General features: G+C 37.2%; 45 protein-coding genes. 43 read left to right on the forward strand and 2 right to left on the reverse strand.

Annotated features, from left to right (window positions below; translation table 11 throughout):
- Positions 1-12: 12 nt before the first annotated feature.
- The 27 genes from NST14_RS30380 to NST14_RS30515 all read left to right on the forward strand — a co-directional run bounded on the left by NST14_RS30380 (position 13) and on the right by NST14_RS30515 (position 13,118).
- A complete protein-coding gene (locus NST14_RS30380) occupies positions 13-210 on the forward strand; it encodes a helix-turn-helix domain-containing protein (RefSeq protein ID WP_000774091.1) in 198 nt (65 codons plus the stop codon).
- A gap of 64 nt (positions 211-274) precedes the next feature.
- A complete protein-coding gene (locus tag NST14_RS30385; RefSeq protein ID WP_229143613.1) occupies positions 275-1,042 on the forward strand; it encodes a BRO family protein in 768 nt (255 codons plus the stop codon).
- Entirely contained in the window at positions 1,043-1,165 is a 123-nt protein-coding gene (locus NST14_RS30390) for a hypothetical protein (protein ID WP_254917181.1), read from the forward strand. It abuts the gene before it with no gap.
- A complete protein-coding gene (locus NST14_RS30395; protein WP_000182294.1) occupies positions 1,155-1,295 on the forward strand; it encodes a hypothetical protein in 141 nt (46 codons plus the stop codon). The genes NST14_RS30390 and NST14_RS30395 overlap by 11 nt, the downstream gene beginning before the upstream one ends.
- Positions 1,296-1,326: 31 nt before the next feature.
- Positions 1,327-1,800 (forward strand): hypothetical protein, encoded by a 474-nt coding sequence (locus NST14_RS30400; RefSeq protein ID WP_229143603.1) that lies wholly within the window; start codon positions 1,327-1,329, stop codon positions 1,798-1,800.
- A gap of 210 nt (positions 1,801-2,010) precedes the next feature.
- Positions 2,011-2,160 (forward strand): hypothetical protein, encoded by a 150-nt coding sequence (locus NST14_RS30405; RefSeq protein WP_163258454.1) that lies wholly within the window; start codon positions 2,011-2,013, stop codon positions 2,158-2,160.
- Positions 2,161-2,172: 12 nt separating this feature from the next.
- Positions 2,173-2,655, forward strand: coding sequence for a siphovirus Gp157 family protein (locus NST14_RS30410; RefSeq protein ID WP_229143601.1), 483 nt, complete (start codon positions 2,173-2,175; stop codon positions 2,653-2,655).
- Positions 2,652-3,326 (forward strand): ERF family protein, encoded by a 675-nt coding sequence (locus tag NST14_RS30415; RefSeq protein ID WP_229143599.1) that lies wholly within the window; start codon positions 2,652-2,654, stop codon positions 3,324-3,326. Before NST14_RS30410 ends, NST14_RS30415 begins: the two co-directional genes overlap by 4 nt.
- 238 nt (positions 3,327-3,564) lie before the next feature.
- Complete coding sequence (locus NST14_RS30425; RefSeq protein ID WP_341119592.1) at positions 3,565-3,747, forward strand: hypothetical protein; 183 nt, start codon at positions 3,565-3,567, stop codon at positions 3,745-3,747.
- Entirely contained in the window at positions 3,748-4,539 is a 792-nt protein-coding gene (locus NST14_RS30430) for a hypothetical protein (protein WP_229143594.1), read from the forward strand. It begins immediately after the preceding gene.
- Entirely contained in the window at positions 4,532-4,888 is a 357-nt protein-coding gene (locus NST14_RS30435) for a replicative helicase loader/inhibitor (RefSeq protein WP_229143592.1), read from the forward strand. Before NST14_RS30430 ends, NST14_RS30435 begins: the two co-directional genes overlap by 8 nt.
- A complete protein-coding gene (gene dnaB, locus NST14_RS30440) occupies positions 4,885-6,216 on the forward strand; it encodes a replicative DNA helicase (RefSeq protein ID WP_229143590.1) in 1,332 nt (443 codons plus the stop codon). Before NST14_RS30435 ends, dnaB begins: the two co-directional genes overlap by 4 nt.
- Before the next feature lie 56 nt (positions 6,217-6,272).
- A complete protein-coding gene (locus NST14_RS30445) occupies positions 6,273-6,518 on the forward strand; it encodes a helix-turn-helix domain containing protein (RefSeq protein ID WP_372465864.1) in 246 nt (81 codons plus the stop codon).
- Complete coding sequence (locus NST14_RS30450; protein ID WP_229143586.1) at positions 6,515-6,781, forward strand: hypothetical protein; 267 nt, start codon at positions 6,515-6,517, stop codon at positions 6,779-6,781. Before NST14_RS30445 ends, NST14_RS30450 begins: the two co-directional genes overlap by 4 nt.
- A gap of 10 nt (positions 6,782-6,791) precedes the next feature.
- Positions 6,792-7,124 carry a hypothetical protein gene (locus NST14_RS30455; RefSeq protein WP_000431119.1) on the forward strand — a complete coding sequence of 111 codons (333 nt, stop codon included), beginning with the start codon at positions 6,792-6,794 and terminating at the stop codon, positions 7,122-7,124.
- Positions 7,121-7,810 carry a hypothetical protein gene (locus NST14_RS30460; RefSeq protein ID WP_267496812.1) on the forward strand — a complete coding sequence of 230 codons (690 nt, stop codon included), beginning with the start codon at positions 7,121-7,123 and terminating at the stop codon, positions 7,808-7,810. The genes NST14_RS30455 and NST14_RS30460 overlap by 4 nt, the downstream gene beginning before the upstream one ends.
- An 8-nt stretch (positions 7,811-7,818) precedes the next feature.
- Positions 7,819-7,962: a Fur-regulated basic protein FbpA gene (locus NST14_RS30465; protein WP_229143584.1), complete on the forward strand. Its 144-nt coding sequence runs from the start codon at positions 7,819-7,821 to the stop codon at positions 7,960-7,962.
- Between the two features lie 452 nt (positions 7,963-8,414).
- Positions 8,415-8,678: a glutaredoxin family protein gene (locus NST14_RS30470; RefSeq protein WP_163262776.1), complete on the forward strand. Its 264-nt coding sequence runs from the start codon at positions 8,415-8,417 to the stop codon at positions 8,676-8,678.
- Positions 8,679-8,688: 10 nt separating this feature from the next.
- Entirely contained in the window at positions 8,689-8,856 is a 168-nt protein-coding gene (locus NST14_RS30475) for a hypothetical protein (protein ID WP_163258469.1), read from the forward strand.
- 12 nt (positions 8,857-8,868) lie between these two features.
- On the forward strand, positions 8,869-9,378 hold the full coding sequence (locus NST14_RS30480; RefSeq protein ID WP_229143582.1) for a dUTP diphosphatase: 510 nt from the start codon (positions 8,869-8,871) through the stop codon (positions 9,376-9,378).
- Positions 9,379-9,417: 39 nt separating this feature from the next.
- Positions 9,418-9,714 carry a hypothetical protein gene (locus NST14_RS30485; protein ID WP_073340191.1) on the forward strand — a complete coding sequence of 99 codons (297 nt, stop codon included), beginning with the start codon at positions 9,418-9,420 and terminating at the stop codon, positions 9,712-9,714.
- Between the two features lie 34 nt (positions 9,715-9,748).
- Positions 9,749-10,348, forward strand: coding sequence for a hypothetical protein (locus tag NST14_RS30490; protein WP_073340196.1), 600 nt, complete (start codon positions 9,749-9,751; stop codon positions 10,346-10,348).
- Positions 10,349-10,524: 176 nt separating this feature from the next.
- A complete protein-coding gene (locus tag NST14_RS30495; protein WP_001099201.1) occupies positions 10,525-10,833 on the forward strand; it encodes a hypothetical protein in 309 nt (102 codons plus the stop codon).
- Between the two features lie 912 nt (positions 10,834-11,745).
- Entirely contained in the window at positions 11,746-12,048 is a 303-nt protein-coding gene (locus NST14_RS30500) for a hypothetical protein (RefSeq protein WP_229143778.1), read from the forward strand.
- The gene (locus NST14_RS30505) at positions 12,045-12,239 is read left to right on the forward strand and encodes a hypothetical protein (RefSeq protein WP_229143777.1); all 195 of its coding nucleotides are present in this window, start codon (positions 12,045-12,047) and stop codon (positions 12,237-12,239) included. Before NST14_RS30500 ends, NST14_RS30505 begins: the two co-directional genes overlap by 4 nt.
- A gap of 34 nt (positions 12,240-12,273) precedes the next feature.
- Positions 12,274-12,498, forward strand: coding sequence for a hypothetical protein (locus NST14_RS30510; protein WP_000417046.1), 225 nt, complete (start codon positions 12,274-12,276; stop codon positions 12,496-12,498).
- A gap of 245 nt (positions 12,499-12,743) precedes the next feature.
- Positions 12,744-13,118, forward strand: coding sequence for a YopX family protein (locus NST14_RS30515; RefSeq protein WP_000658754.1), 375 nt, complete (start codon positions 12,744-12,746; stop codon positions 13,116-13,118).
- Between the two features lie 41 nt (positions 13,119-13,159).
- Here the strand turns inward: NST14_RS30515 and NST14_RS30520 are convergent, their stop codons facing one another.
- Complete coding sequence (locus NST14_RS30520) at positions 13,160-13,348, reverse strand: hypothetical protein (RefSeq protein WP_229143700.1); 189 nt, start codon at positions 13,346-13,348, stop codon at positions 13,160-13,162.
- Positions 13,349-13,432: 84 nt separating this feature from the next.
- Here NST14_RS30520 and NST14_RS30525 point away from each other — a divergent pair, with 84 nt between their 5' ends.
- The 10 genes from NST14_RS30525 (at position 13,433) to NST14_RS30570 (ending at position 17,908) form a co-directional block, all read left to right on the forward strand.
- On the forward strand, positions 13,433-13,609 hold the full coding sequence (locus NST14_RS30525) for a hypothetical protein (protein WP_229143692.1): 177 nt from the start codon (positions 13,433-13,435) through the stop codon (positions 13,607-13,609).
- Between the two features lie 2 nt (positions 13,610-13,611).
- On the forward strand, positions 13,612-14,241 hold the full coding sequence (gene recU, locus NST14_RS30530; protein ID WP_229143689.1) for a Holliday junction resolvase RecU: 630 nt from the start codon (positions 13,612-13,614) through the stop codon (positions 14,239-14,241).
- A gap of 139 nt (positions 14,242-14,380) precedes the next feature.
- Entirely contained in the window at positions 14,381-14,764 is a 384-nt protein-coding gene (locus NST14_RS30535; RefSeq protein ID WP_229143687.1) for an ArpU family phage packaging/lysis transcriptional regulator, read from the forward strand.
- A gap of 15 nt (positions 14,765-14,779) precedes the next feature.
- Entirely contained in the window at positions 14,780-15,115 is a 336-nt protein-coding gene (locus NST14_RS30540; RefSeq protein WP_229143685.1) for a DUF3307 domain-containing protein, read from the forward strand.
- Between the two features lie 1,121 nt (positions 15,116-16,236).
- Positions 16,237-16,434 (forward strand): hypothetical protein, encoded by a 198-nt coding sequence (locus NST14_RS30545; RefSeq protein ID WP_100635116.1) that lies wholly within the window; start codon positions 16,237-16,239, stop codon positions 16,432-16,434.
- Positions 16,435-16,448: 14 nt separating this feature from the next.
- A complete protein-coding gene (locus NST14_RS30550) occupies positions 16,449-16,646 on the forward strand; it encodes a hypothetical protein (RefSeq protein WP_100635115.1) in 198 nt (65 codons plus the stop codon).
- An 83-nt stretch (positions 16,647-16,729) separates the two neighbouring features.
- Positions 16,730-16,873, forward strand: a complete 144-nt coding sequence (locus NST14_RS30555; RefSeq protein WP_341119580.1) for a hypothetical protein — start codon at positions 16,730-16,732, stop codon at positions 16,871-16,873.
- A gap of 50 nt (positions 16,874-16,923) precedes the next feature.
- Positions 16,924-17,205 (forward strand): Gp49 family protein, encoded by a 282-nt coding sequence (locus NST14_RS30560; RefSeq protein ID WP_229143683.1) that lies wholly within the window; start codon positions 16,924-16,926, stop codon positions 17,203-17,205.
- Entirely contained in the window at positions 17,205-17,417 is a 213-nt protein-coding gene (locus NST14_RS30565) for a Thoeris anti-defense Tad2 family protein (protein WP_061184910.1), read from the forward strand. Before NST14_RS30560 ends, NST14_RS30565 begins: the two co-directional genes overlap by 1 nt.
- 287 nt (positions 17,418-17,704) lie before the next feature.
- Positions 17,705-17,908 (forward strand): hypothetical protein, encoded by a 204-nt coding sequence (locus tag NST14_RS30570; RefSeq protein ID WP_048532789.1) that lies wholly within the window; start codon positions 17,705-17,707, stop codon positions 17,906-17,908.
- Between the two features lie 54 nt (positions 17,909-17,962).
- Here the strand turns inward: NST14_RS30570 and NST14_RS30575 are convergent, their stop codons facing one another.
- A complete protein-coding gene (locus tag NST14_RS30575) occupies positions 17,963-18,142 on the reverse strand; it encodes a hypothetical protein (protein ID WP_229143681.1) in 180 nt (59 codons plus the stop codon).
- Between the two features lie 214 nt (positions 18,143-18,356).
- Here NST14_RS30575 and NST14_RS30580 point away from each other — a divergent pair, with 214 nt between their 5' ends.
- The 6 genes from NST14_RS30580 to NST14_RS30605 all read left to right on the forward strand — a co-directional run bounded on the left by NST14_RS30580 (position 18,357) and on the right by NST14_RS30605 (position 24,454).
- On the forward strand, positions 18,357-18,572 hold the full coding sequence (locus NST14_RS30580; protein WP_000773609.1) for a hypothetical protein: 216 nt from the start codon (positions 18,357-18,359) through the stop codon (positions 18,570-18,572).
- 84 nt (positions 18,573-18,656) lie between these two features.
- Positions 18,657-19,457: a phage terminase small subunit gene (gene terS, locus NST14_RS30585; protein WP_229143679.1), complete on the forward strand. Its 801-nt coding sequence runs from the start codon at positions 18,657-18,659 to the stop codon at positions 19,455-19,457.
- Positions 19,429-20,739 carry a PBSX family phage terminase large subunit gene (locus NST14_RS30590; protein ID WP_229143677.1) on the forward strand — a complete coding sequence of 437 codons (1,311 nt, stop codon included), beginning with the start codon at positions 19,429-19,431 and terminating at the stop codon, positions 20,737-20,739. The genes terS and NST14_RS30590 overlap by 29 nt, the downstream gene beginning before the upstream one ends.
- Positions 20,739-22,277 (forward strand): phage portal protein, encoded by a 1,539-nt coding sequence (locus NST14_RS30595; protein WP_229143675.1) that lies wholly within the window; start codon positions 20,739-20,741, stop codon positions 22,275-22,277. The genes NST14_RS30590 and NST14_RS30595 overlap by 1 nt, the downstream gene beginning before the upstream one ends.
- The gene (locus NST14_RS30600) at positions 22,264-23,190 is read left to right on the forward strand and encodes a phage minor head protein (protein ID WP_229143673.1); all 927 of its coding nucleotides are present in this window, start codon (positions 22,264-22,266) and stop codon (positions 23,188-23,190) included. Before NST14_RS30595 ends, NST14_RS30600 begins: the two co-directional genes overlap by 14 nt.
- Positions 23,191-23,236: 46 nt before the next feature.
- Positions 23,237-24,454 carry an XkdF-like putative serine protease domain-containing protein gene (locus NST14_RS30605; protein WP_229143666.1) on the forward strand — a complete coding sequence of 406 codons (1,218 nt, stop codon included), beginning with the start codon at positions 23,237-23,239 and terminating at the stop codon, positions 24,452-24,454.
- The last annotated feature ends 19 nt before the right edge of the window (positions 24,455-24,473 follow it).

Below are 24,473 nucleotides of genomic sequence, written 5' to 3' on the forward strand. Positions count from 1 at the left end.
GGGTGATGCCGAATGAAATTAAACACTGAAAAGATTAGGGAGCTAAGACTTTCTAAAGGTTTCACACAGGTTGAAGTAGCTAAAACAATGGGTTACACGAATAGGAACTCATATTCTCAAGTGGAAACAGGAAAACGTGAACCTAACTTACATAGATTGTCTTTACTCGCTGGTTTGTATGAAGTTACTATTGACGAATTAACAAAGTAGTCTTTTTTTTACCTTATAGGTCTCAAAAAGAGACGTCTCGAAAATAGAATAGGGAGGAAAGAAAATGAATCAATTACAAGTTTTCAATAATGAAGAGTTCGGACAAGTTCGAACGGTTAAACAAGGTGAAGATGTTTGGTTTGTAGCTAAAGATGTATCTGACATCTTAGGTTTTAGTGAAGCAAGTGCAATGACAAGAACATTAGATGAAGATGAAAAGGGTCTGCATAATATACAGACCGTTCAAGGGGTACAAAAATTAACAGTTATCAATGAATCTGGTTTGTATTCTTCAATCTTGAGGTCACGTAAAAAGGAAGCGAAAGCATTTAAAAAGTGGGTAACAAGCGAAGTGCTTCCTTCTATTAGAAAACACGGAGCGTACATGACAGATCAAGTCCTGGAACAAGCAGTAACTAACCCAGACTTTGCGATCGGTCTTCTCACTAAATTAAAAGAAGAGAAAGAGAAGCTTGCAGCAGCACAACAACAAATTGTACAGCAACAACCGTTAGTGACATTCGCAGAAGCGTGTATGCAGTCGAATGAATCGTTAAAAGTTAGTGAAGTTGCTAAGTTAGCAGCTAAACACAATGTCAAAATCGGGCAACGCCAGTTATTCGCAAAACTTCGAGAATGGGAGTTAATGTTCAAACGTTCTACTGAACCAACTCAGTCAGCAGTTGAAAAAGGATATTTCGAAATTGCGCAAGGTGTTAAACAGAAGCCGAATGGTGAAGCATTCACATGGACAACAACATATGTAACACCAAAAGGACAAGCCTACATCATAGACCGACTGAAGAAAGAACAGGAACAGGAGGCGGTTTAAATGATGGAAGAAAGCACATTATCACTAGCAATCGTAGCAGCGGCAATATGCTTATTCGTATACCTAGTACACCGAATAGATGTATGGGACAAAAAGACAGGATGGTCACGGGATGACAAATAAAGAACAGCGTGATGAATACGAACAAAAGAAACTCACATGGATCATAAAGGATTTACGAGCTAGAGGGATACATAACAGCGCAGATAAGGTTGAGGAAATGCATAAGGAGTTTATTACTTTAGCTAAATAGATAATCAAATTTGAAAAGGGGAATGAAAGATATGCCAAATTGGTGTGAAGGTACTTTTAAAGTTAGAGGAACAAAAGAAGATATTAAAAAGTTTTTATTAGAAGCATTAAATCCACTCCCAGATGGTTTGTTAGGTCAAATCCCAGTTGAAAAAGAAGTAGAAGAAGATGAATGGGAATTAATGATCAGAACGAAGACTGGTTTTCATATTAAAGGAACACACAGAAACTTCATTGAGAATAACATATGCTTTGAATTCGCTGATGAAGAAACAAATTCAGAGATTTGTGTTCTTGAAGGTTTTAAAGCAGCTTGGGGAATAGACCCTGCACCACTAGCAATATTATCTAAAACATACAATGTAGACATTAAAATTTACGCTTTCGAACGTGGTATGGAATTTAACCAAGAAGTTGAGATTCATAAAGGTGAGATTATAAAAAATGTAGAGATTGAGTTTGATGATTATAAGTGGGAATGTATCAATCCTAATATCGGTGGGTAAGACAAGCTTTCGCTTGTCGGAATATTCAGGAATCTAATGGTATCCCCCACCTAATTCAAAGGTTCCTGGATATTCCGATGCGTGAAAGCATCAAAACAAAATAAAACCAGCCGATTACCCCTAATCGACTGGTTCATGAAACGACGCAATAAATTGTAACTCTATTATATCACAGTCGTTTCTTCTAAGTAAATAAGGAGGAATGTGGAAATGAAAGATGTTTTAGACAAGCAAAAAGAACGTGCAATCGAAACTTTAAAACAAATGTCTGAAAAGGAACAAGACATCGTGAAGAAGTTAGATCTCGACTATGCAATCACGGTTTTAACAAATAAACCATATGGCGAAATGCCGTTCTAGGAGGATATGAAAATGAAATTATATGAACTTACTTCTAATTATAGAGCACTACAAATGATGATTGAGGATGGTACAGATGCAGCTGTATTAGCAGATACATTACAAGCGATTGAAGAAAACATTCAGGATAAGGCCCAAAATATCGCGTTGTTAATTCGTAACCTTGAAGCTGATACGGAAGCTATCAAGGCAGAAGAAAAGCGTTTAGCGGACCGCAGAAGATCAGTGGAAAACAATTGTAAGAGTTTAAAAGATTACCTATATCAGCAAATGACTTTATTAGAAGTTAAACGTATCAAAGGAACAATCGTAACAGTAGGGATTCAAAAGAATCCAGCAAGCTTAGACATCGCAGAAGATGCAGTTGTACCACCAGAATACATGATTCCTCAGCCACCTAAGGTTGATAAGAAGTTATTACTTGCAGCAGTTAAAGATGGAATGCAATGGGATGGAATTACATTACGTCAGAGTGAAGGCGTGAGAATCCGATGAACAGAAGTGAAACGATTGCTAAATTAGCGAAATCATTAGTCTTGTTCAACTCAGAGGTTAACAAAATAGCAAAGGATGCAGATAATCCTTTCTTTAAAAACAATTACGCAACGCTAGACACGATTATAGATGAAATTAGACCAATCCTTTCTAAACACGGATTAAGTATTATGCAAATACCAAGCGGAGACGGTCAAAACGTAACGTTAAAAACACTTCTCCTACATGAGAGTGGTGAATGGCTTGAATCGGATGAATTAACAATGAAGCCAGTAAAGAACGATCCGCAAGCAGTAGGAAGTTGTATCACATACGCAAGACGCTATTCACTAGCAGCGTTCCTTAGCTTGAATACAGGTGAAGATGACGATGGCAATAGCGCAACTTATGGAAAAGGTAACAAACCTAATCAAAAAAGTAACAATGGACAAGCTCCAAATAAGCAGCAAGGAAGCAGTGGTAATGGCAAAGCGTCCGAGAAACAAATGAAAATGATACACGCAAAAATAGCGCATGTAGCGACATTAACACAAACGGAAAAACAAATGGTTGAAGAAACGCTCAAAAATCAAGTTGGATTTACGAGTTTAAGCGAAATCAGCTCGCAATCAGCATCTAAAGCAATACAAGTATTATCTGGTTGGGAAACGCAGTATAGCCAAGCAGGATAAGGAGGTAATAGCCCATGCTAAATCAACAAACAATGTCTAACGTCGTCCTTCCGGCATGGGTTTATAAGGACGCAAATAGTGAACAAGAAATTATGAGGAACGCTTACAGGTATATCAATCGCATACCAAAGCGTTATCCCGGATATAAGGTTTTGGAAGTAAATGACGGTATAGCCAAATGCGAAAGGTGTGAAGATTGATGTTTCAAGTACCTGTAAGACGTGGATCAATGAAATAAATGTTAAAAGCAGTTCGTGATTTAGAGAGACGAGGTTATGACTACGTAACGCCAATCAAGAAAGTTTATAGAGCAGAAAAGACATTTTATAACGATGGAAAGTTTAAAGGGAAGGACAAAATTCGATTCACAGGCATGGAAGATCGTGCAAGTTATGAATGTTGGATGAAGAAGGTGGATTAAGTGAGTAATTACAACACGATACGTACTATTATTTCTCAAATAAGCGGTCAAGAAAACATAGTTGTTGTGCCAAAACTGTTCATCAAATTAACTGGCGATCTTACAACAGCAGTACTTTTAAACCAAATTGTATTTTATAGTGATAAATCGAAAAGAACGGACGGTTTTTTCTACAAATCACATAAGGAATGGCAAGAAGAAATCTGTTTAACAAAACGTCAGGTTAGTTACTCGACAGCGAAGTTAAAAGAAATGGGGCTTGTTGATACTAAGTTAATGAAAGCAAACGGAGCACCGACTCTTCACTATAAATTGGATTATGACAAATTGGTAGATTGGATAGTAACAAATTGTAACAATGGAAAGTCACAAAATGTAACTATGGATAGTAACAATATGTCGCAATCTTTAACAGAGAATACTACAGAGAATACAACAAAGAAAAAGACTTCTTGTCAAAAGTTTTCAACTTCCGACATGGAGAACGCGAAATTGTTATTTGAATTGATGTTACAAAATAATCCATCAGCAAAAGAACCTAACTTCGATAAATGGGCTAATGACTTCCGTTTAATGAGAGAAAAAGACAATAGAACGGATGAACAAATTAAATACCTTATTAACTGGACACAAAAGGATGACTTCTGGAGTACTAACATTCTTTCTCCAGCTAAGTTAAGAAAACAGTTCGATGCTTTGGTAGTGAAAATTAAGAAAGAGAAAGCAAAAAATCAGCCTAAAGTTATTAAAGGTAAGAAAGAGTTAAGAGAGGAGGACTTTGACCTTGATTAAGAAGCAAACATTTGAATTATTAAAGGCAATTAGTGCGCTATATCCGATATTTGAAGTAACACAAATGAAAATTGACTTATGGACTACTATTCTATCGGAACAAGAATACGAGGAAATGCTAAAGAACCTTTCTAACTATGCGAAATACAATCAATTTCCTCCTAAACCAGCTGACTTATTAAAAGAAGATCATGAAGTGAAATACACAGGGCCAACTGTAGCGGAGACAAAAACAATGTTCAATCGGTGGGATGAAAATAGCAAAGACGTGGCGCCGCCGGAGGAACGGGAAAAGCATCTAAAAGAAATTGCAATGATATTGGGTATTAAACGGAGGGGAAGACAGTGAATCACACTTTAGATTATGAGGGATTATATAGCATTCAAGCGGAGCAAGGTCTTCTAGGAGGGCTGTTATTAGATCCTGACAAGATAAAAGATATCAATTTACAACCTGAGCAGATGTATCGTCCACAGCACGTCCATATCTTCCGTACAATGCTCGAAATCGATAGCGGAAACGAACCAGTAGACTTTGTAACTTTGACCGCTAGATTGGCTGAGAAAGGGCTTATAGAGGATGTCGGCGGAATTGGTTATCTTGCTCAATTATCAGAAACTACACCAGGTACTTCTAATATTAAATACTACGAAAAAATCGTGTGGAGTAAATGGAGAGATCGAGAGGTTGTAAGGAATACAGAAGCGTTAAAACAGGCAGTTCATAGCGGAAACGATACAGAACTTGCTATTCAAACTCAAATGGCTGCGTTGCTGAATTTAAGTAGGGAAGACAAGAACAGTGACGGGCGAATTAGAGACGGTTTAGTCGAAATGTATGGAGACCTAGAGAATCCAATAAGAGGATTAGCCGGAATGGACACAGGGTTCACAGAATTAAACCGCATGACGGCAGGATTTAAACCACAGGAGTTAATAATCGTAGCGGCCCGTCCATCTGTAGGGAAGACAGCATTCTGTTTAAATGTAGGAAATAATGCAGCAGGAGAATACGGGGATGGCGATGTCGTTGCGATCTTCTCACTCGAAATGGGACAAAAGGAACTTTTAAAAAGAATGGTCAGCATTAATGGAAATATTGATGGAAATCGCATGAAAACAGGTGAGTTAAACCCAGAAGATTGGACAAAGTTAACGCAAGCTATGGGAGCTTTAAACAACAAAAACATTCGAATTTTTGATGATGCAGGGATTACAACGAATTTCATTTGGTCGAAGGTTAAAAAGTTATGCGATGAGTTCCCAGGTAGACAAATCATGGTGATCATCGACTACTTACAACTTATAACAGGGAATCCGGTACATAAGGGAAACAGACAAGCGGAGATTGCAGAAATTAGCCGGACGCTGAAAACAATGGCTCGCCAATTAAATGTGTGTGTGGTTGCTCTATCTCAGCTGAGCCGTGGTGTAGAACAACGCCAAGACAAACGCCCTATGATGTCCGATTTACGCGAGAGCGGGCAAATAGAGCAGGATGCAGACGTCATAGCGTTCCTTTATCGGGAAGATTATTACGATAGGGAAACAGAAAATAAAAACACAATCGAAATCATTATAGGGAAGCAAAGGAATGGTCCAGTCGGTGTAGTGGAATTGGCATTCATTAAGGAGTACGGAAAGTTCGTTAACTTGGAAAGAAGATTCGATTCGTAACGGAGGGGAAACAGATGCCGAAGCTTGAAACGGAAGTAGATAAAGAAAATTACACAATGGTTTTGCAAGAGAAAAAATATATGAAGAAATCGCGTCGTAACTTATATATCGCTTTAGAAGACTTGGATTTGTTGTTTGATGAGAGCGAAGTTACCCGATTACAAGAAATGTGGAAGGAAGGCAAAGGAATCCTTGAAATCGCAAAAGAGTTGGGAAGACATCAATTAGAAATTGCCGCTCTTATTATGGATCAGGCAGATAAAAACTTGATTAAATCCCGTCCAATGGGGTTAGGGGCATGAAACAACTGACACTAGAGGATGTTGTGGGGAGTTTTGATTACACTGCAAAGAGCACAGCTGAACAATTCTTAGCGAAGACACAGGGAATCCCTACTTATGCTGTGGATTTCTTCGATAAAGACCTTAGACAAAAGTTACGGTGGTTTGAAGCGGAGACAAAGAGCGAAGCCGAGGGAATGGCTAGGAAGAAATACGGGAAGATACAAATTGTTAACACATACATTTCGGAAAGATCCCTTAAAGAAATTATGGAACTAGATTAGGAGGAAGATGATGGAGAACAATTATCTTCCAGTCCCAACCTGGGAACAATACGAAATAGCTAAGAATAATGGAATTAACAAAAATAATGTAGATCAACGGATTACTAGGGGATGGAACATAGAGAAAGCCATCACATGGCCAGTGAACGAATCATTTGCGAAAAAGTATAAGAAAGAGTTAGAAATCGCAGAGGAAAACGGAATTGGATATCGGTTATTTCGCCAACGTATTAAAGAATCTTTTTGGGAACCAATTGAAGCTGCTACAGTCCCGAGATTGACTAAGAAAGAAGCGGTGGCCATGTCAAATCGCTCGAGATGGGGGAGAGGAATAAAACGATGAATAACAAGGAGAAACCAACGGAATCACAATATAAAATAGCGGAACAGAATGGTATTAGTAGGCAGACTGTAAATCAACGAATAAAAAAAGGAAAGAAAACAATTGAACAGGCAATTACAGAACCATTGAGCGGCGAATTTGCAAGGAAGTATCGAAAGTACATTGATGTAGCAAAGAAGAATGGAATTGATTACCAAACATTCAGAAAGAGGATTCTATATGGGAAACGTCGGAAATGGACACCAGAAGAGGCGGCGACAGAACCAGCGACTGTATATCGCAAAATAAACTATCAAAAACCATCTAAAGAGGAAATTAAACAAGCCGCTTCAATTGGAGTAAGTGAAAAGTTACTTGACCAAAGATTACGTCATGGATGGACGATGGAACGCGCAATTACTTCACCAGTTGGTACGAGTTATGAAGGGAAAGAAAAGAATGTGAAAATGCTGAAACTAGCTAGAAGTAATGGTATAAGCGATTCGACATACTATCGCCGCCGAAAAGAAGGAATGACACCATACGAAGCAGCGACAAAGCCAAAGGGGTTTGAGGAATACATTCCTTTAGCGGAAGCAAACGGAATTAATAGTAAAGCATTTTATCAAAGAGTTAAAAGGAAGATGGATCCGTACGAAGCTGCAACAAAACCACCAAGGAAATACAAAAAGAAACAAATCAGCTAGGAGGCAACATGGAGCAAGACGTTTTAATCAACAAATTAATCGATAATCACATATACAAGCTACCGGATGGGCGCGACTTGTTTGAAGGGAGTTGCGAGGAACTGGCGGGGCTGTTGGAAAGGTATGGGGAGAATGAGGCAAACGGGGAATAGGCAAACGGAACAAGCTATGGACTGGTTTTACTCTAGAGGTAAGCAGATACACGTTAGATGGTTTTCCTACATGTGGTATGACTACACAGGCGACCAAGAGAGACAGGATGAACCTATAGAGTTCCTGCATACACCTATCAAATATACATGCTGGGGAAAAGGGGTAAGAAACTAATGAGGATGTATCGTTGGAGAGCGACAATACAAGCTGAAAACCCTAAGAGATTGAGAGCCCTAAAGAAAAACCTCAAGAGATGTAAACGTAAGCCTAAGACTGATACAACGTACTCATTAGAACACTCATGGGTGACTTTACAGTGTGTCATTGATGCAGAATGGTTTCAAGAGAGGGACAAGCAGAGAAAACTAAGGAGGAAAAACAATGAAATATACAGAGCATGGTACTTACGAAATTACTCAACTATTAATGGAAGCGAAGGAGACTGAAGAGAATGGCAACTAAGATCGTTATATACACTGGAAATTCTTGTCCGAAATGCAAAAGAGCAAAAGAAATGTTAGAGAATTGTCCAGTTGATATTGAAATCATTGAAAGAAATGTTGATGAAAACGAAGATGCTAGAGACTACTTAGTTTCAATAATCGAATCTAGCACACTACCAACGCTAGTGTTTGTTGAAAACAATGAAGATAAACATATTTTTAGAGGTTTTGATGAGAATATCGGCAAGATCATGGAGCATTTAGGACTGTAGGAGGGATTGCGTGAAGAAAGAAACTGCGGTGCAGGTGCAAAGTGAACTCGATGTAGTAGAGGATGAGATTCGTAAAATGGAATATCACTTGGTTGGATTGAATAACGAGAAGCGGAAGACGAAGCTTTCCTTGGAAGTGTTGAAGAAACAGAAAGAGAAATTGAAAAGTTACTTATAAGGAGTGAACGGAATGTTAAACATACAAAAGATTTTTGAAGCGCAGGACAAGCTAGATCGTCAGGTTGTTGAGGTTCATGGATTACAAGATCAGAACTTAACTGGAGACGTGACACAGGCGTTATATACAGAGCTGGGTGAGCTAAGTAACGAGATTGGATTCTTCAAGTATTGGAAGAAGAACAAAAAGGATGATAAAGCGCGTCAGTACGATGAATGGGCGGATTGCATGCACTTTATGGCTAGTTTGGGTAATAAGTACGGACATAGTGAGGATATTATTTCAGTTTTAGAAATGCATCATATAGAAGGTAATTTTAATGTTGTAAGTTTTAGCAATAGCTATCATGAATTGTTCGATTTGATATACAGAGCAGATTTGAATAATTTTCATCCTTACTGTAACTCGCTAAATGCATTAATAAAGATAGGACTAAAACTTGGTATGACATTTGAAGATATGCGAAAGTCGTATTTCGAAAAGAACCAGGTTAACTATGATCGGCTAGCAAGCGGATATTAAGACAAAATTTGAATTTTGTACAAAAGGAGAAGTGAAAATATGAGTGGCGGAAGTTTTAACTATTTATGTTTTAAAGACGCGAATGAATTGTTTGAGTATGGAAAAATAGAAGATCTTGAAGCTATGGCAAGTCGTTTAATTGAGTTAGGTTATGAAGATGCAGCGAAAGAAGTACTCAATATGAAATACACTATTCAACAGTCGTTAATAAGGGTAGATGTAATGCAAGAAAGATTAAAAGGCGTGATGAAGGCAGTTGAATGGTATGACAGTTCAGATAGTGGTATTGAAGCAATTGATCAAGCAATAAAGAAATATAGAGGAGAAATTGAATAAGAGTGTCATTTTAATAGAAAAGGAGTTTAGAAGAATGGAGACATATACAGGATTTAAAGCGATTGAGCGTATGAAAACAAACTGGATTACACCTAACTCTAATAATGGCAGTGCCTATAAATATAATGAAGGGGAAATTTGGATGATGTGCGGAGGTCTTGCGGGACCTTGCAATATAACAATTAATTCTTTCTTTGACGATGAATTTGTAGATTATGAAGAGCCATTACAAATGGAAGACTGGGTTACTTCCTTAAAACACACATTCAAAATAAAAGGTAAATATACGAAAGACGGATTAGATTTTGCAATCACTGATTTTTATTCATCTGGTTGTTATCAACACTATCCATTTGAATGCTTAAGAAAAGCTACACCTGAAGAGATTGAAAAAGAAAAACGTCGCAGGATGTTTGAAAATGCAGGGCGTGAACTGAATGAATTCAAAGTAGGTGATTGTGTAAAAGATGATAATGATTCTTACATGAAAGTAGAAGATGTTATCAGCGATCTGAAAATTGTGCTTTGTTCTTATTATGATTCTAATGCATGTGCCATTGTGAGGGGAAGATTCAAATCCGTCGAGTTAATACCAGTATTCTTTGTTGAAAATATTGTGCAAGTAGAAGATTAAAACCAAACAAAAGCGTTGTTTGAATAGAAAATGGCAGGTAATTGACTAAGTTACCTGCCGCGATCCAAAACAGTCCGGAGGAACAAGCTCCGTTTTAAAAGAGTGTAGTCATGGGAAGTTGACTTGTAGATAGTATGTGTAATGTGGAAAAGAATATTCGTAAAGGGGAATGAAAAATGAATACAGTTACTATTAAATTCGGTCAAGGTACAGAAGCTTGGAAGGATATGCAAGAAGTAGTTAAAGCTCTACATGATAAAGGATATATTGCTCAGCCTTACGAGGATATTGGAACGGTAAAACTAACTAAGAAAATCAATGACGAATTAGTGGATAAGAAACAGCAATTTAATTGTGATATTTGCTTTTTAAATAAGGATATTGAAGAAAAGTCTATATATCAATTTGATGAAGGTGGCGACATTGTAGCATGTGTAGATTGTGAGAAAAAAGCATTTGAACAGTCAAAAAACCAAACAAAATAGTTATTCGAATAAGAAAAGAGGAGCGGCGATGAAGAAACAAAGATGGAGAAAAACAAAAGTTAAAACTTGTTACTTATGTGACAAGAAATTAAATATAAACCAGATCCGAGGCATAAATGATTGGAGTTATAAAAACAAAATTTTGTATTGGTGTGAGGATTGCGTAGAGTATTAAAACAAAATTCTTATTGTATGACCAAAAATAAAAGAACCCGTTTGCTATAAACGGATTCTTCTCTCAAGGTCTGCAAGAAATTCAAGGTAACTGGACCAGAGCACCATATTGAATTTCTTATGATATTAATGTATTCAAAGAAATCTAAAAGATGAATGGGAATTAAATAAAATCTTTATTTAAATAAAAAGAGCGCTAATCGAGAGCGCTCCTTATACCTCATTATAACGACAGTGACGAACTCACATTATTTAGAAAGGCACTATTATTGTATGTCAAAGTATGAGAGTAGTGAATGGATTTAGACAAAATCGGTATTTGAATAGAAAAAGAGATAGGGTTCACAACCCCATCTCTTCCAACAGAGATAAGTGCAGTTTTGCTTCTTCGCAATTTGGATTAATACAGTAATGAATAAACGAATGTTCATCGTGTTGTATGAGAGGTTGATCACAAGATACACATGTATATAGTGAGAGCATTTTATATACCTCCTTACAAATTATGGATTAATTTTAACATAGTTTTAGCTGGTTGAGGAGTAAGAAAAAATCGTTATTTAAATAAAAGAAACCCCGTTTGTCCGCGGGGTTCCTAAGGGTAATTGTCAAGTAATGACGTACTCAACTAAATAACCATATCATGAATTTTTTTGTAAAAACACTGGTAAATGTGTCCAAAAAAATGAGGGCATCATTTTCAACAAAAACGCTATTTTAGTTAGAAAGGGTGTGAATATGAAGAAAGAGATTGATCTCTATAACATCGATATAATTATTCAAGCTTTATTAGAAATGAAACAGGAATATATGAAAACAAAAGGATTCAATGAAGAAGCTAAGTATCATAAATGTAGTGTATTAGAATCCAATATAAATCTAATCATTCGATTTGATAAATCGCGAAAATTATGGAATTGCAAATACGGAAAAGACGAGCCTTACTTTGGTAACTTGCTTAAACAATTTTCAAATTTAGAGAATCTTGATCACTATATAAAAGAAATGAAACTATTACGAGAAAGAGGAGCGGATGAATGATGAAAGAAAAAACATACTTACCTGAAGATGCTTATTGTGAAGAGGATATCGCAGCAGTTAAGGAATTGGTTGAAGTTTACGGAATACCTGAAGGGGAAGCGGTTGATTGTTTAGTGAGTCGTACAGCTGAAGAGATGCAAACGGTATTAACTTTCCTTAGAAGATATGGACGTATGATCAAGGTTTTATAATAAAAATTTCATTTTGTTGAAAAGGGGAATGGATATGGAAAAGTGGCCTGAAGAAAGAATTGAAGCTTATAAAAGATATGTGACAAATGAAGATAAAAACATTGAATTGTTTGAACGCCAATTGGAATACAAACAAAAAGAAATTCAATGCTTACAGAGAGCAATTAAAAGAGCTTCACAAAGAAGAGAGTCAGATGCTTTAGAATTGCGTAATCAAGGGTGGGAATTAACAGAACAAGGCTGGAATAATACGAAATAAAAGAGCAGCTAGCAAAAGCTAACTGCTCCTTTTGACAAAAGATTCCGGGCTGCCAACACTGTTAAGAAAGCAGCTTATAGATAGTATGCACAAAGTTGTGCTAATTATTCAAATGAATAAAGGACAGTTAGCGAAAACTAACTGTCCAACCCTTAAAGAAAGGGAGGAATTAATGGGTATATAAAAATTCCTCCATCTACAGTATTGACGGAATATTGAGTTTTATTCAGGGGAGGAAGAGGGAAATGAAAGAAATTAAGTTTCGTGCATGGGATAAAGTATATAAGCATTTTCACGAAGGAGACCTTATCAGAGACTACCACATCGGTGAATTTATTGATAATCCAGAATACGAAGTAACTCAATACACAGGATTAAAAGATAAAAACGGCACTGATATCTATGAGGGTGACATTGTAAAAGCTTGGTCTACTGGTTCATACGGTACATTCGAGGTTCGTTGGAGACAAGATGGTTCGCCTTGTTTCATTTTATATCCAGCGTTTCAACATGGAGAGATGTGGAGATTGCATGGGGTGAAAGATAAAGATGGTAATTATTACGACGATGTAGAGGTTGTAGGGAATATCTATGAAAATCCTGAACTGATCAAAAACTAAACAAAATAATCCTTTTAGAAATAAGTGAGGGTTTAGGGCCCTCACACAATCGCAATCGGTTTAGGAAGTTCGTTATGTAATAAATAACGTTGCTGCTCTTTAGCAGTCAGTATTCGTTTATAAGCATTTTTATAATCAAATTTCTCTTTACCATCTTGGGTATAGACATTAATACGTAAATATTCGTATCTACCATCTGGTAAAAACATAATCATTTCTTTTTCATTCATGGGATTACCTCCTTGTTTGATGAAAGTGTAAGTTTGTAGACAGTCTTTGTCAATATAGTAGAAATAGAAAGCGAGGTTAAAAGAATGGAAGGTAATGTAAAGCTATTAGGTGCAGACGGAATGTGCGGAATGGAGTTTACAGGAAGTAAGGTTAATGTTTATAACGATGAAGGATACGTGATGGAGAGCATGACGACGAGGGAGCATGTTCAGGAAGTTATTGATTTTCTTGAAGATTGCAAGAAAGAAATGGAGGAATAAAAATGGGACAAGGTAACCGTGGAATGGCTTTTGAAAAGCTTATCAATCTATCAAATGAAATGTATCAACGCGAGGGAGTGGCGCTTATAAACAAGCGTCCGACCCCTGTGAAGGTGTTAAAAATGGTTTATGGCCGTGTGAAGGATGGTTATTACGAATCTAAAAGTACAGTGGATTATGATGGCGTATATAAAGGGCGAGCTGTAGCATTTGAAGCAAAGTCTACAAATGAAATAAATCGGTTTGATTTAAAGAACATTGCGCAGCACCAATTGGATTACCTGGAGAAAGCAGAGAAGATGGGGGCAATTTGTTTCTTCCTTATTGGATTTACCAAGGATCAGTCAACATTCGCAATACCACTGTCAGTCATTCAATCTTACGTAAGGATGTCTCAACAACCAAAAGGTAAGAAGTCGATACCAAGAGCGGACTTTGATATTTATGGGTATTTAGTAGAACAGACAGAACGAGCGCCAGTGGATTACTTACAATACGTTGATGAAGCAGTAGCACCAGCTATGTTTGATGGAATGATTCAATTTGATCAGGACTATAAGAAAGTAGCGAATAACATTGAAGCAGCAAAAGAGAAGATGGCTAACAAAAATCGTAAATTATTAAAGGCTTAATGGATAACGGAACAACGCGCAATAGTGTGGTGGGGGCTATGTTAATGCGCGATGTTCCCTTATTCAACAAAGAGATAGTAAAATTTCACGTACCTTACGTGATGTTAAAAAGATAAATTCAGAAATAGGGGGATTACAGATGGAGCAATTAGCATTCTTTCCAGAAATCACGAATGAGGAATACAAATTAATACAAAAAGAAGTAGCAAAAGAGTTATTCAATTACAGAGTTTTAAGGGTTCGTATGCAGAATCAGGAAGAATGCTCAAATCAAAATATCTCCTTGTTTCCAGAATTACGTGACACTAAGAAAATCAATGATTACAAATACATTCAGATTAAAAGAGCATTGGAGCATGCATTAGATCCAGAACAAAGGGAGATCATTGAGCGTAAATATCTGAAAAACGGAATGGTAAGCGATAAGAATGTGAAAGCTCAAATGTTTCTAGAGAATAATTGGTTTTATGCTCAGAAGAAAAATGCAATTATGGCTATTGCTACGGCGCTAAGAATTATATAAAAAGGAGAATGATATATGGAATTTTTAGTATTGTTATTTGCACACTTATTAGCGGATTACCCGTTACAGGGAGACTTCTTAGCAAATATGAAGGGGAAGAATCATATCGTACTAGCTACACACGCAGGGATATGGACAGGAACAGTATTAATCGCGGCATATTTCTTAGGTTATAACATTACTTATATTGATGTAGCTTGGATGTTTGTTGTTCACGCTGTAGCAGATTACATGAAAGCGAAACCTGTAGGCTTCTATAAGAAATTAGATTCATTAAAATCAGGATTGTTAATCGATCAAGCGATACACATTTTGCAAATCATAGTGTTCCTAATTTATAAGAATATGTAATTAAAAAACACGGATAAAATGCGGATAAATTAACGATAAAGGAGCGGATAAGTAGATGTGCGATTCAAATTATTATTATCTTACAAGCTCATTAACGAGCTTTGGACAGCCCTTTGACAACCGCATATCGAAGAGGATTAGTACACCTATCAGTGAAACGTTCTTATGCGAGAATGTCACGGTAACGTATACCGCATAGTAGGGCGGGCAAGGCGGTAAGAACCCGCGTTAAGACGAAAAGACCAATGAATAATTATAATGACATATTCCAGTGTGGCGGGTGTGAGATAACTCGCATTCGTCATGCTGTTTTTATTATATTTACCATTCAGACCAGAATGCGTCCTCTGGGTTGATAGTGAATATAAGTCTATTACTCTCTGTTATTTGTTTCTGGAAATGGAATGGGGTGGTTGTTCATGATTGAATGAACATCGCGTTTATGGAAAGAAAACAAATATTAAAATAGGCTTCTTCATCAATTTGAACGAAATGATTTACACTTTCAACGAATTACTCACATCTTTCGTTGTGCAGAGAGCTTCCGCTCTTTGTTTGAGCTAATACAACTGAACTTCCCCCTTAGTTCTATGTGTTGGTTCAAACAGGGGGACGGAATAAACATATTCCCTCTGGATATAATCACGTTATCAAGCGAAATTGGCCAGCAAGGGTGAAAATGACATTAAGTAGCTGAAGCATTGAGCCGACTCTATGGAGTATAAACGAGAAGATTCTTAGTCTTCTCCAAGCCACCGAACACAGGGCGTGTAGCCATACTAGTTGATGCGGTGGCTTGGAGAAGGTTGAGAGTAATCAGCCTTGATCTAAGAGAAACTTTTGCCATTTGTTTTCTCTCTTTTCCTCCCATCCCCTTGAAAGCTGTCACTTCGGTGATGGCTTTTTGTTTGTTATATAGAAATTACACATTAAACAATTATGCGGTGGCGGAATAGGTAGACGCTATAAGGTTATCGGTGTGTAGGGTGAAACCTAACTGAAATTCCTGCAACTTACCGAATCATGACGGTAAAATCGACCAGTAAAGTAGTTGCATTGCGAGGTGCAAATCCTTGTCCGCATATTAGAACGAATAGGAATACCTAATAAGAGGTGAAATCGTGAAACTTTTTATGTGTTACGCTAACGCGATTGATTATGATCCTACAGGATTGGTTGTTGCAGAAAGTGAAGAAAAAGCAGTAGAGAAATATGAACAACTATTAGATGATGAGGGCGTTTGGGTAGCGTCAGTGCATGCCGTAGAAATTACTGAAGTGGATGGATATAAGATTGAATTGGATAAAATGGACATTTAAATAGGAGGATAATAATGAGTGAACATAAATTAACAGTAGAAAAGAAAGATAAAGAAAGTATTCATTTTAGACCAACATTCCCCCATAAGATTGACGGAAATAAAATTAAAACATTGGATGATGTAATTAAAATCTTGAGCCTAATGGAGATTCGTTTAGATGATAAGGCGGTAAAGGGGCTAGAGCATCTAATTGCGGATGACAATGATTAAATCAATAGCAATTATCGTAGGCGCTGCCGTGATCTGGTGGGCGTCTTGTTTGTTGTTAAGGAAAGATAAGGGGTAATAAGAACATGACTAGAGAAGAAATAATTCAATTCGTCATTGATGGTGGAAAAGAGTTTGGAGAAGATTACACTCTTAAAGGATTAGAGAATATGCCTGATGAGGAATTGAAGAAACAAGTTGAATGGGTGGACTATCTGTTGGGTAAGTGATCCTAACAAAACAAACGAACACAACGAACGAAAATAGAGGAGGAAGATGAATGAGAAATACAGTAACGAAAGAACAAATTGATGATGTATTAAAAGAAGCGCAGTTCCATATACAACATGCTGTGTTTGGTAAGTGCTGTATAGTAACGGCTCAACTACCTAATGGGTTTACTGTAGTGGGTACTTCTGCCTGCGTTGATCCAGATAACTACGATTCTCAAGTTGGATATGAAATTGCTAAAAAGAAAATAGAAGATAAGTTATGGGAACTAGAAGGATATCGATTACAGTGTGAATTGTACGAACTTAAACAGAAAGGAAGCGGTTATTAATGAATTTCGGACAAGCTTTTGAGGAAGTGAAAAAGGGCAAAGGGATGCGATTACCACAATGGAGTGATGATGTTGTAATTCGTGCGCAATTCCCCGATGAGCATAGCAAAATGACTGCACCTTACTTATATGTAGAAAGTCGTTTTGGAAGAGTACCATGGAAAGAAACAATGATTGAATTATTTGCTGAGAATTGGGAAGTTGTTGAATAAAAATAGAGATAGTTAACAAAGTGAAGTTTATGCAGGAAATAACGGAAAATGAGTGGTAGAAATGCTGTTAAATCAACAATGTATAAAAAATGAATATTCGATAAAAATCGGAAGTTAGTAAACGTAGTCATATCAACGATTTCCCGAAATAACTACTGCAAATAATTATAATTATGTAAACTAAAACTGCTAGGTCTATACATTTCCCTGCATAAATTAGTTTTCGTTATGGATTTTTTAAAATAAGATTCTTTTTGTGTTATTCTGGAAGAAAAGGAGAGGGAACTATGGATGAAAAGTTCTATTTTGTTTCTTACATGTGGGAAGATGTTGAAAGAAATATAAGTTGGACTCCGGAACATATGGTTATAAATGAGCATCCATCAATATGGTATAAACGAGTTAAATATAGCAGCACCAAAGATTATAGAATAGTTAGTTTCCAATCTATTTCAAAAGAAGAATACGAAGAATTTGAAGTCATTCTGTAAAAGTAGCGAATCCGCTACTTTTTTAGTTTATAAAGAAAAAAGCCCGATACGGGGCTAGATACTTTTCTTCATACCGCATTTACGGCATTCTCTTAAATAGATGAAATTTTTAACGGAACTTTTGAATGCGGTATTTCCGCAATTATCACAGCGGCCGCTGATTTTGTCAGGGTGTTCTGTGTATGTGTATATCTTGCTTAAATCGTACTTTTGTTCATGTTCTTTATTTTCCATTAGTCTCACCTACATATCAATCTGAATTAATACAGCTTTATCATAATAACATGAAGCGTTCATATAATGGATGTTTTTATTTGACAAAGAGAACCTGCAAACCTGCAGATTCTCCTGATAATGATATCTGGAGCAAGACCCGAAAATATAATACATCGAGTTTTAGAGAATTTCAAGAATAAATTAGGGATTATCATAGAGAGGCGTGAGACGAATGAAACTAAATAAACAAGAACAAACAGTTGTTGTTGGTCAGTTAATCAACAATGTTATCGGATTAGAATTAGTTAAACAACATATTGATCCACAGAAACTAGAAAAGGCTGTAGATTTACACAATAAGATGAATGATGATATGACACCAAAACAGTGTCGAGAAGCTCTTATTAGTGTGTTGGATAAAACAATTGATGAGTTTTTAAAGGCATAACTTAAATAATAGTTAGGTATTACCACGAGGAGGAGTTATGACGAGTTACTTCCTATTAATATAGAAGGTGGTGGGTGATATGAAGTGAAACAAAAACACGAGTTAGCTCAAGAAGATTACATGCAAGGCATGAAGTATAAGGAACTGGCTGAGAAATATGAAGTCAGTATTAATACAATTAAGTCCTGGAGAAAAAGGCACGGCTGGAATCGAAAAGGGGTGCACCCAAACCAAGAAAAAGGATGCACCCAAACCAAGAAAACAGGTGCACCCATCGGTAATAAGAATGCAGCAGGGAATCCAGGTAACAAGAATCCTAAATGGGGTAATAAGAATGCTGTTGGTCATGGCCCTCCAAAAGGTAATCATAACGCTATGACGCATGGTTTCTTTCGAAAACACTTTCCAGAAGATGTGGCTGACTTAGCTGCGGAGATCATGGAGAAGAATCCGATTGATATGTTATGGGAAAACATAACGATTCAGTATACGGCTATTATTAGAGCGCAAAGATTGATGTTTGTTAAATATCAAGAAGATACAACGAAAGAACTACGAAAGAATAAGGTTACTGAAAGTGGATTCGAAGAAGAATGGGAAATTCAATTCGCTTGGGATAAACATGCTACCTTCTTAAATGCACAATCGCGGGCAATGACTACATTATCACAACTAATAGAAAGATTCGACAGGCTAGCGAGTGTTGATGATAAGAGAAGATTAGAGTTAGATAAACTGAAAGCTGACATAGAGAAAACAAAAGCCGATACCGCTCGTATTAAAGGCGAAGATGGTGAAGAATACGAAGATGATGGTTTCAAAGAGGCGCTAGAAGGCAAGGTAGAGGAAGTGTGGGATGACCATGACGACGATTCCGAAGCGTAAAAAGAAACCTGCTCCATTCAAATTTAAGCCATTTTCCAAGAAGCAGCTGAAAGTATTAACCTGGTGGAAGCCTAACAGTCCCGTTAAAAATTATGACGGGATTATTTGCGATGGTTCCATTCGTGCTGGTAAAACTGTATCAATGGCTCTTTCCTACGTTATGTGGGCAATGGAATCATTCGAAGGCGAGAACTTCGGTATGTGTGGTAAAACGATTGGTTCGCACCGTCGTAACGTTATAACGCCACTTAAAAAGATGTTGAAATCTCGTGGTTATAAGGTTAAGGATCATAGAAGTGAAAATATGCTTACCATTACTAAAGATGGTGTGACGAACTTCTTTTATATCTTTGGTGGTAAAGATGAAGCGTCGCAGGATCTTATACAAGGTATTACCTTAGCGGGATGTTTCTTTGACGAAGTTGTACTTATGGTTCGTTCATTTGTTAACCAAGCAACTGGACGTTGTTCTGTAGAAGGTTCAAAAGTTTGGTTTAACTGTAACCCTGGTGGGCCGTATCATTGGTTTAAAACCGAATGGCTAGATAAGGCGAAAGAAAAGAACTTACTACACATTCGCTTTACGATGGATGATAACTTATCTTTGTCTGAAAAAGTAAAACAGCGCTATTACAAGATGTACAGTGGAGTCTTCTTCAAACGATATATATTAGGTCTTTGGGCAGCTGCTTCAGGACTTATATTTGACATGTTTGATGAGGATAAACATAAAGTTCCTACAATTGAAAGGGAATATGTTGAATACTTTGTTTCTTGTGACTATGGCACGCAGAATGCTATGGTTTATGGCTTGTGGGGTAAATGCATCGAAAAAGGTAAAGAAGTATGGTACAAGGTGAAAGAGTACCGTTATAGCGGTAGAGAAACAGAAAAGCAGAAAACAGACCAGGAATACTACGAGGACTTTGAGAAGTTTGTAGGAGATTTGCCGATCCGTGGCACTGTAGTTGACCCGTCCGCTGCTTCATTTATAGCTTTATTAGTTAGAAATAAACGAAAAGTATATAAGGCCCGTAATAATGTTAAAGAGGGCATTGGTAATGTCGGTGTTGCGCTAAACACGGGCATTATTTATTTTAACGACTGCTGCAATGAAACATTTAAAGAGTTCGCTTCTTATATATGGGATGAGAAATCTGTAGAACGTGGTGAAGATAAGCCACTGAAAGAGAATGATCACCATATGGACGAAACAAGATACTTTGTTAATACCGTTATTTACGGATTACGTAAAAAGAAGAAAAGAGGTGAAGCAGCTTAATGACAAATAAAAGGAAAGTTAGTGCGAAAGTAATTAAGGCGGCAGGAACAAATACTCAAGTATTGTCACGACAGCAGGAGAGCGAAGATGAAAAGTATGCTATTAATGATATTATCGAACCGCCTTATAGAATAGAAGACTTGCAGCAAATCAGAGAAAATAGTACGATTCTTGGTCAATGTATCGATGCATACAAGCGAAATATAGCTGGATTTGGTCATGAAATGAAGTATAAACAAGAGGACGACAAGGAAACTCCTGAAATGAAGGCAGAGTGGACGTTAGTTGATACAGAAATCATACCTTTATTTAGTTTCGACAAGCCATTCAAAGAGATTCTTGAAACTGCTATCGATGATAAAGAGACGACTGGCAATGGCTATATTGAAGTGATTCGTAATTTAGAGGGAAAACCTGCTGAACTAATAAATATGTTGCCGCAGTACATGCGAGTAACACGTAAAGACGACGAACCTCAAGAAGTAACGTATTTAGTTAACGGAAAAGAAATCAAACGAAAGAAAAGATTCCGTCGCTATGTACAACGGGTAGGAGCAGTAGATACTTACTTCAAGGAGTTTGGCGATCCGCGTTTCTTAAATAAAGAGACTGGGAAGTTTTCCGAAAAGTCTTTAGGAGAGAAAAACGCTACTGAAGTAATGCATCTAAAGATTGGCAATGGTCCTTATGGCATTCCGCGATGGGTATCACATGTTGTTCATATGGTCGGTGCTAGGAAAGCGGAAGAGTTAAATCTTCGTTATTTCAAACAAGGGCGTCATATTCCAATGGCTATCTTATTGAAGAACGGGATTTTATCAGAAGAAAGTGAAGCAGCGATAACTGATTATGTCTCGAATGTTGAAGGTGAGGATAATCAACATAAATATCTTTTGTTACAAGTAGAAAGTGCTGAAGAAGGTGTTGTAGGCGATACACCACCTAATGTAGACATTGAATTAAAATCACTAGCAGACATTCTGCAAAATGATGCTCTGTTCCTTGAGTATGATGAGAAGTCACGTCAAAAAGTACAATCGGCATTCCGATTACCTGACGTGTATGTTGGGTATATTCGTGATTTTAACAGAGCGACTGCTGAATCTGTACGTGAGATTACGGAGGAGCAGGTATTTGAACCGGAGCGAAGTGCTTTAGAATTCATTATTAACAATGTCCTGTTGCTTCCATACGGATTAAAACATGTATATGTGAACCTACGTAAGTCAGAAATTAGTAATACGGAAGATATGGTTAAAACCATTGAGGTACTGGCTGATAAGGGCGGCTTAACATTCCAAGATATACGTAACATCGCTAGTAATATGTTGAATAAAGAATTCTCGGATTATGATATCCCAGAAGCAGATCAACCAGTCGCTTTAGTTTTAGAAAGACATCGTAAGGTAAGTGGCTGGGAGAAAGGGTTAAATGAGAAGTTACAAAAATCAGCTGATAATAATTCAAACGAGGACTTAGTCAATGTAATGAAAGACTTACGTGACTTACTGGAGTCGATGCAAGATGCAGAAGATTGATAAGTTACTGGACTCATTAAATGAGTGGATTGAAAAGGCTGATACTGACGATTTCACCGCTTCATTACCTGATGATCTAGAAGTATTGGACATGTTACCTGGTTATGTTGAGGATTTCGAAAAGGAAATTGCTAAACTGCTTCGAAAACAGAAGAAATACTTTATAGATGGAATTAAGAACTATACGAAAAAGGATGCTGTAGAAAAGGGTATCAAGATAAAGGATATTATTAACTTTGTTACTGGTAGCCTATTCGGAGCAGATACATTTGCAAAAAGTTTAAGCAAAGCAGCGAGGAAGTTTCTTAATTACACGATGAAGGACATGACAAAAGCTTTCATGGATGCAATTGACCCGGATATTCAGTTTAATATCTTCTCAAAACGTACTACAAAGTGGATTGATAGTTGGTCAGATGAATTAGGTAAGATTATGAAGATTAATTCTCATAAAGCAGTAGAACGTATTTTAAATGATGGATTGGAGAAAGGGAAAGGCATAAAAGAAATAGCAAGAGAACTTGCGAAACTTCCGGAATTTGATCGGAAGAGAGCGAAGACTACAGCGCAGACAGAAGTACTCGCTGCATGCTCTGCCTCTCAATTCGAATCATATCGCCAATCCCCTGCGGTTACAGGTAAAAAGTGGCGTCATAGCGGTGCGAAGAATAACCAGCCTCGTGATAATCACGTGGCGTATGACGGTACAACGGTGCCGGTAGAGGAAGAGTTTGAATTACCTGGTTCTGGTGAGAAATGTATGTTTCCTCGTGATAGCTCTTTGTCTGCTAAAGAGAGAGTGCGTTGCAAATGCGTTATGTCTCCTGCAGTAGATAACAATATATTAGGCCTATCTAAAGAAGAGAAGCAGAAGATTAGGGAAGAAACTTTGAAGGAGTTGAGTAAGAAATGAAAACTTCTAAAATTAAGCTGATTCATATTTGAAAGGAGGTGAATAAATGAAAAAACGTAAGCTGAAGAACTTGCAAGTTTCTCACGTCTCTTATGTAGAAAATGGAGCAAATCAACGCAAGTTCTTTTTAACGAAATCAGAGGAGCAACCAAACTTCGAGAAGCCTGTGAAGGTTATTAAGTCTGAGGATGAAGCAGAACGTCTTGTATACGGAATTGTATATGAGCCAGATACAATTGATGCTCACGGAGATTTCGCAGATGCTAAGACAATCGAAAAGGCAGCGCATGAGTTTATGCTCAAATACCGCCAAATCGATAAGAATCACGATTTTGTAGCAGGAGTTGGAGAAGTTGTTGAATCATATATTGCACCTGCTGATATGGAGCTTAATGGCGAACCTGTAAAGAAAGGTACGTGGATTCTTACTACGAAAGCAGATGAGGAAACATGGGAATCTGTTAAGAAAGGTGAGTTCCAAGGTTATTCTCTTGCAGGAGTTGCTGAAACAGAAGTAATTGAGGAAGAAGTAACGAAAACTGAAGAGAAACAAATGAAGTCCTTCTTCCAATTGATGAAGGGCTTTTTTAGTGGAGAAAAAGTTGTGAAAGGTGAGGTTAGAGATAAATTTAATCAGAATAAACACCGTCGTGACGTCAATGCCTCTTTCTCTGCATTAGAAGATACTTTCTATCAATCTCTTTGGAATGCTCCTACTGCTGATGCTATCGACTTAGATCGTATTGAAACAGCTGCACTTGAATTTGTTGAAATTATCAATGAGTTGAAGGGAACAGAAGCAGTTGTAAAGGCATGGGAAAACAAACCTGTTATCTCTCTTGCTGAAGAAGTAGAAAAAGCAGGTAAGAAAATTAGTAATACAAATATGGCTGATATAGATGCAGCTATTGAATCATTAACAAATCTAAAAACACGCGTCACACCGTCACCGGAAGGCGCAGGAAGTGAGGAAAGCAATATGGAGTTTAACCAAGAACAATTTGAAAAGACATTAACTTCAGCAGTAGAAAAGGCTGTAGGGCCAATCAAGGAAGAATTAGCTTCTGTTAAGAAACACCTTAATCTTGATGAGGAAAAAACAGAAGAGGATATCAAGGTAGAGAAAGCTGTAGAAGCTGCTACTGCTCCACTACGTGAAGAAATTGAAGCGTTAAAGAAATCTCAGGGTATTAGTAATCAGCAAGATACTGATGTTGTTGAGAAAGCAGAAGTTAAAAAATCTGTATGGAATGGCTTACTGTAAGCCTGAAGGAGGAAAATAT

It is taken from the genome of Bacillus sp. FSL W8-0519 (assembly GCF_038005585.1).
GTDB lineage: Bacteria > Bacillota > Bacilli > Bacillales > Bacillaceae_G > Bacillus_A > Bacillus_A paranthracis.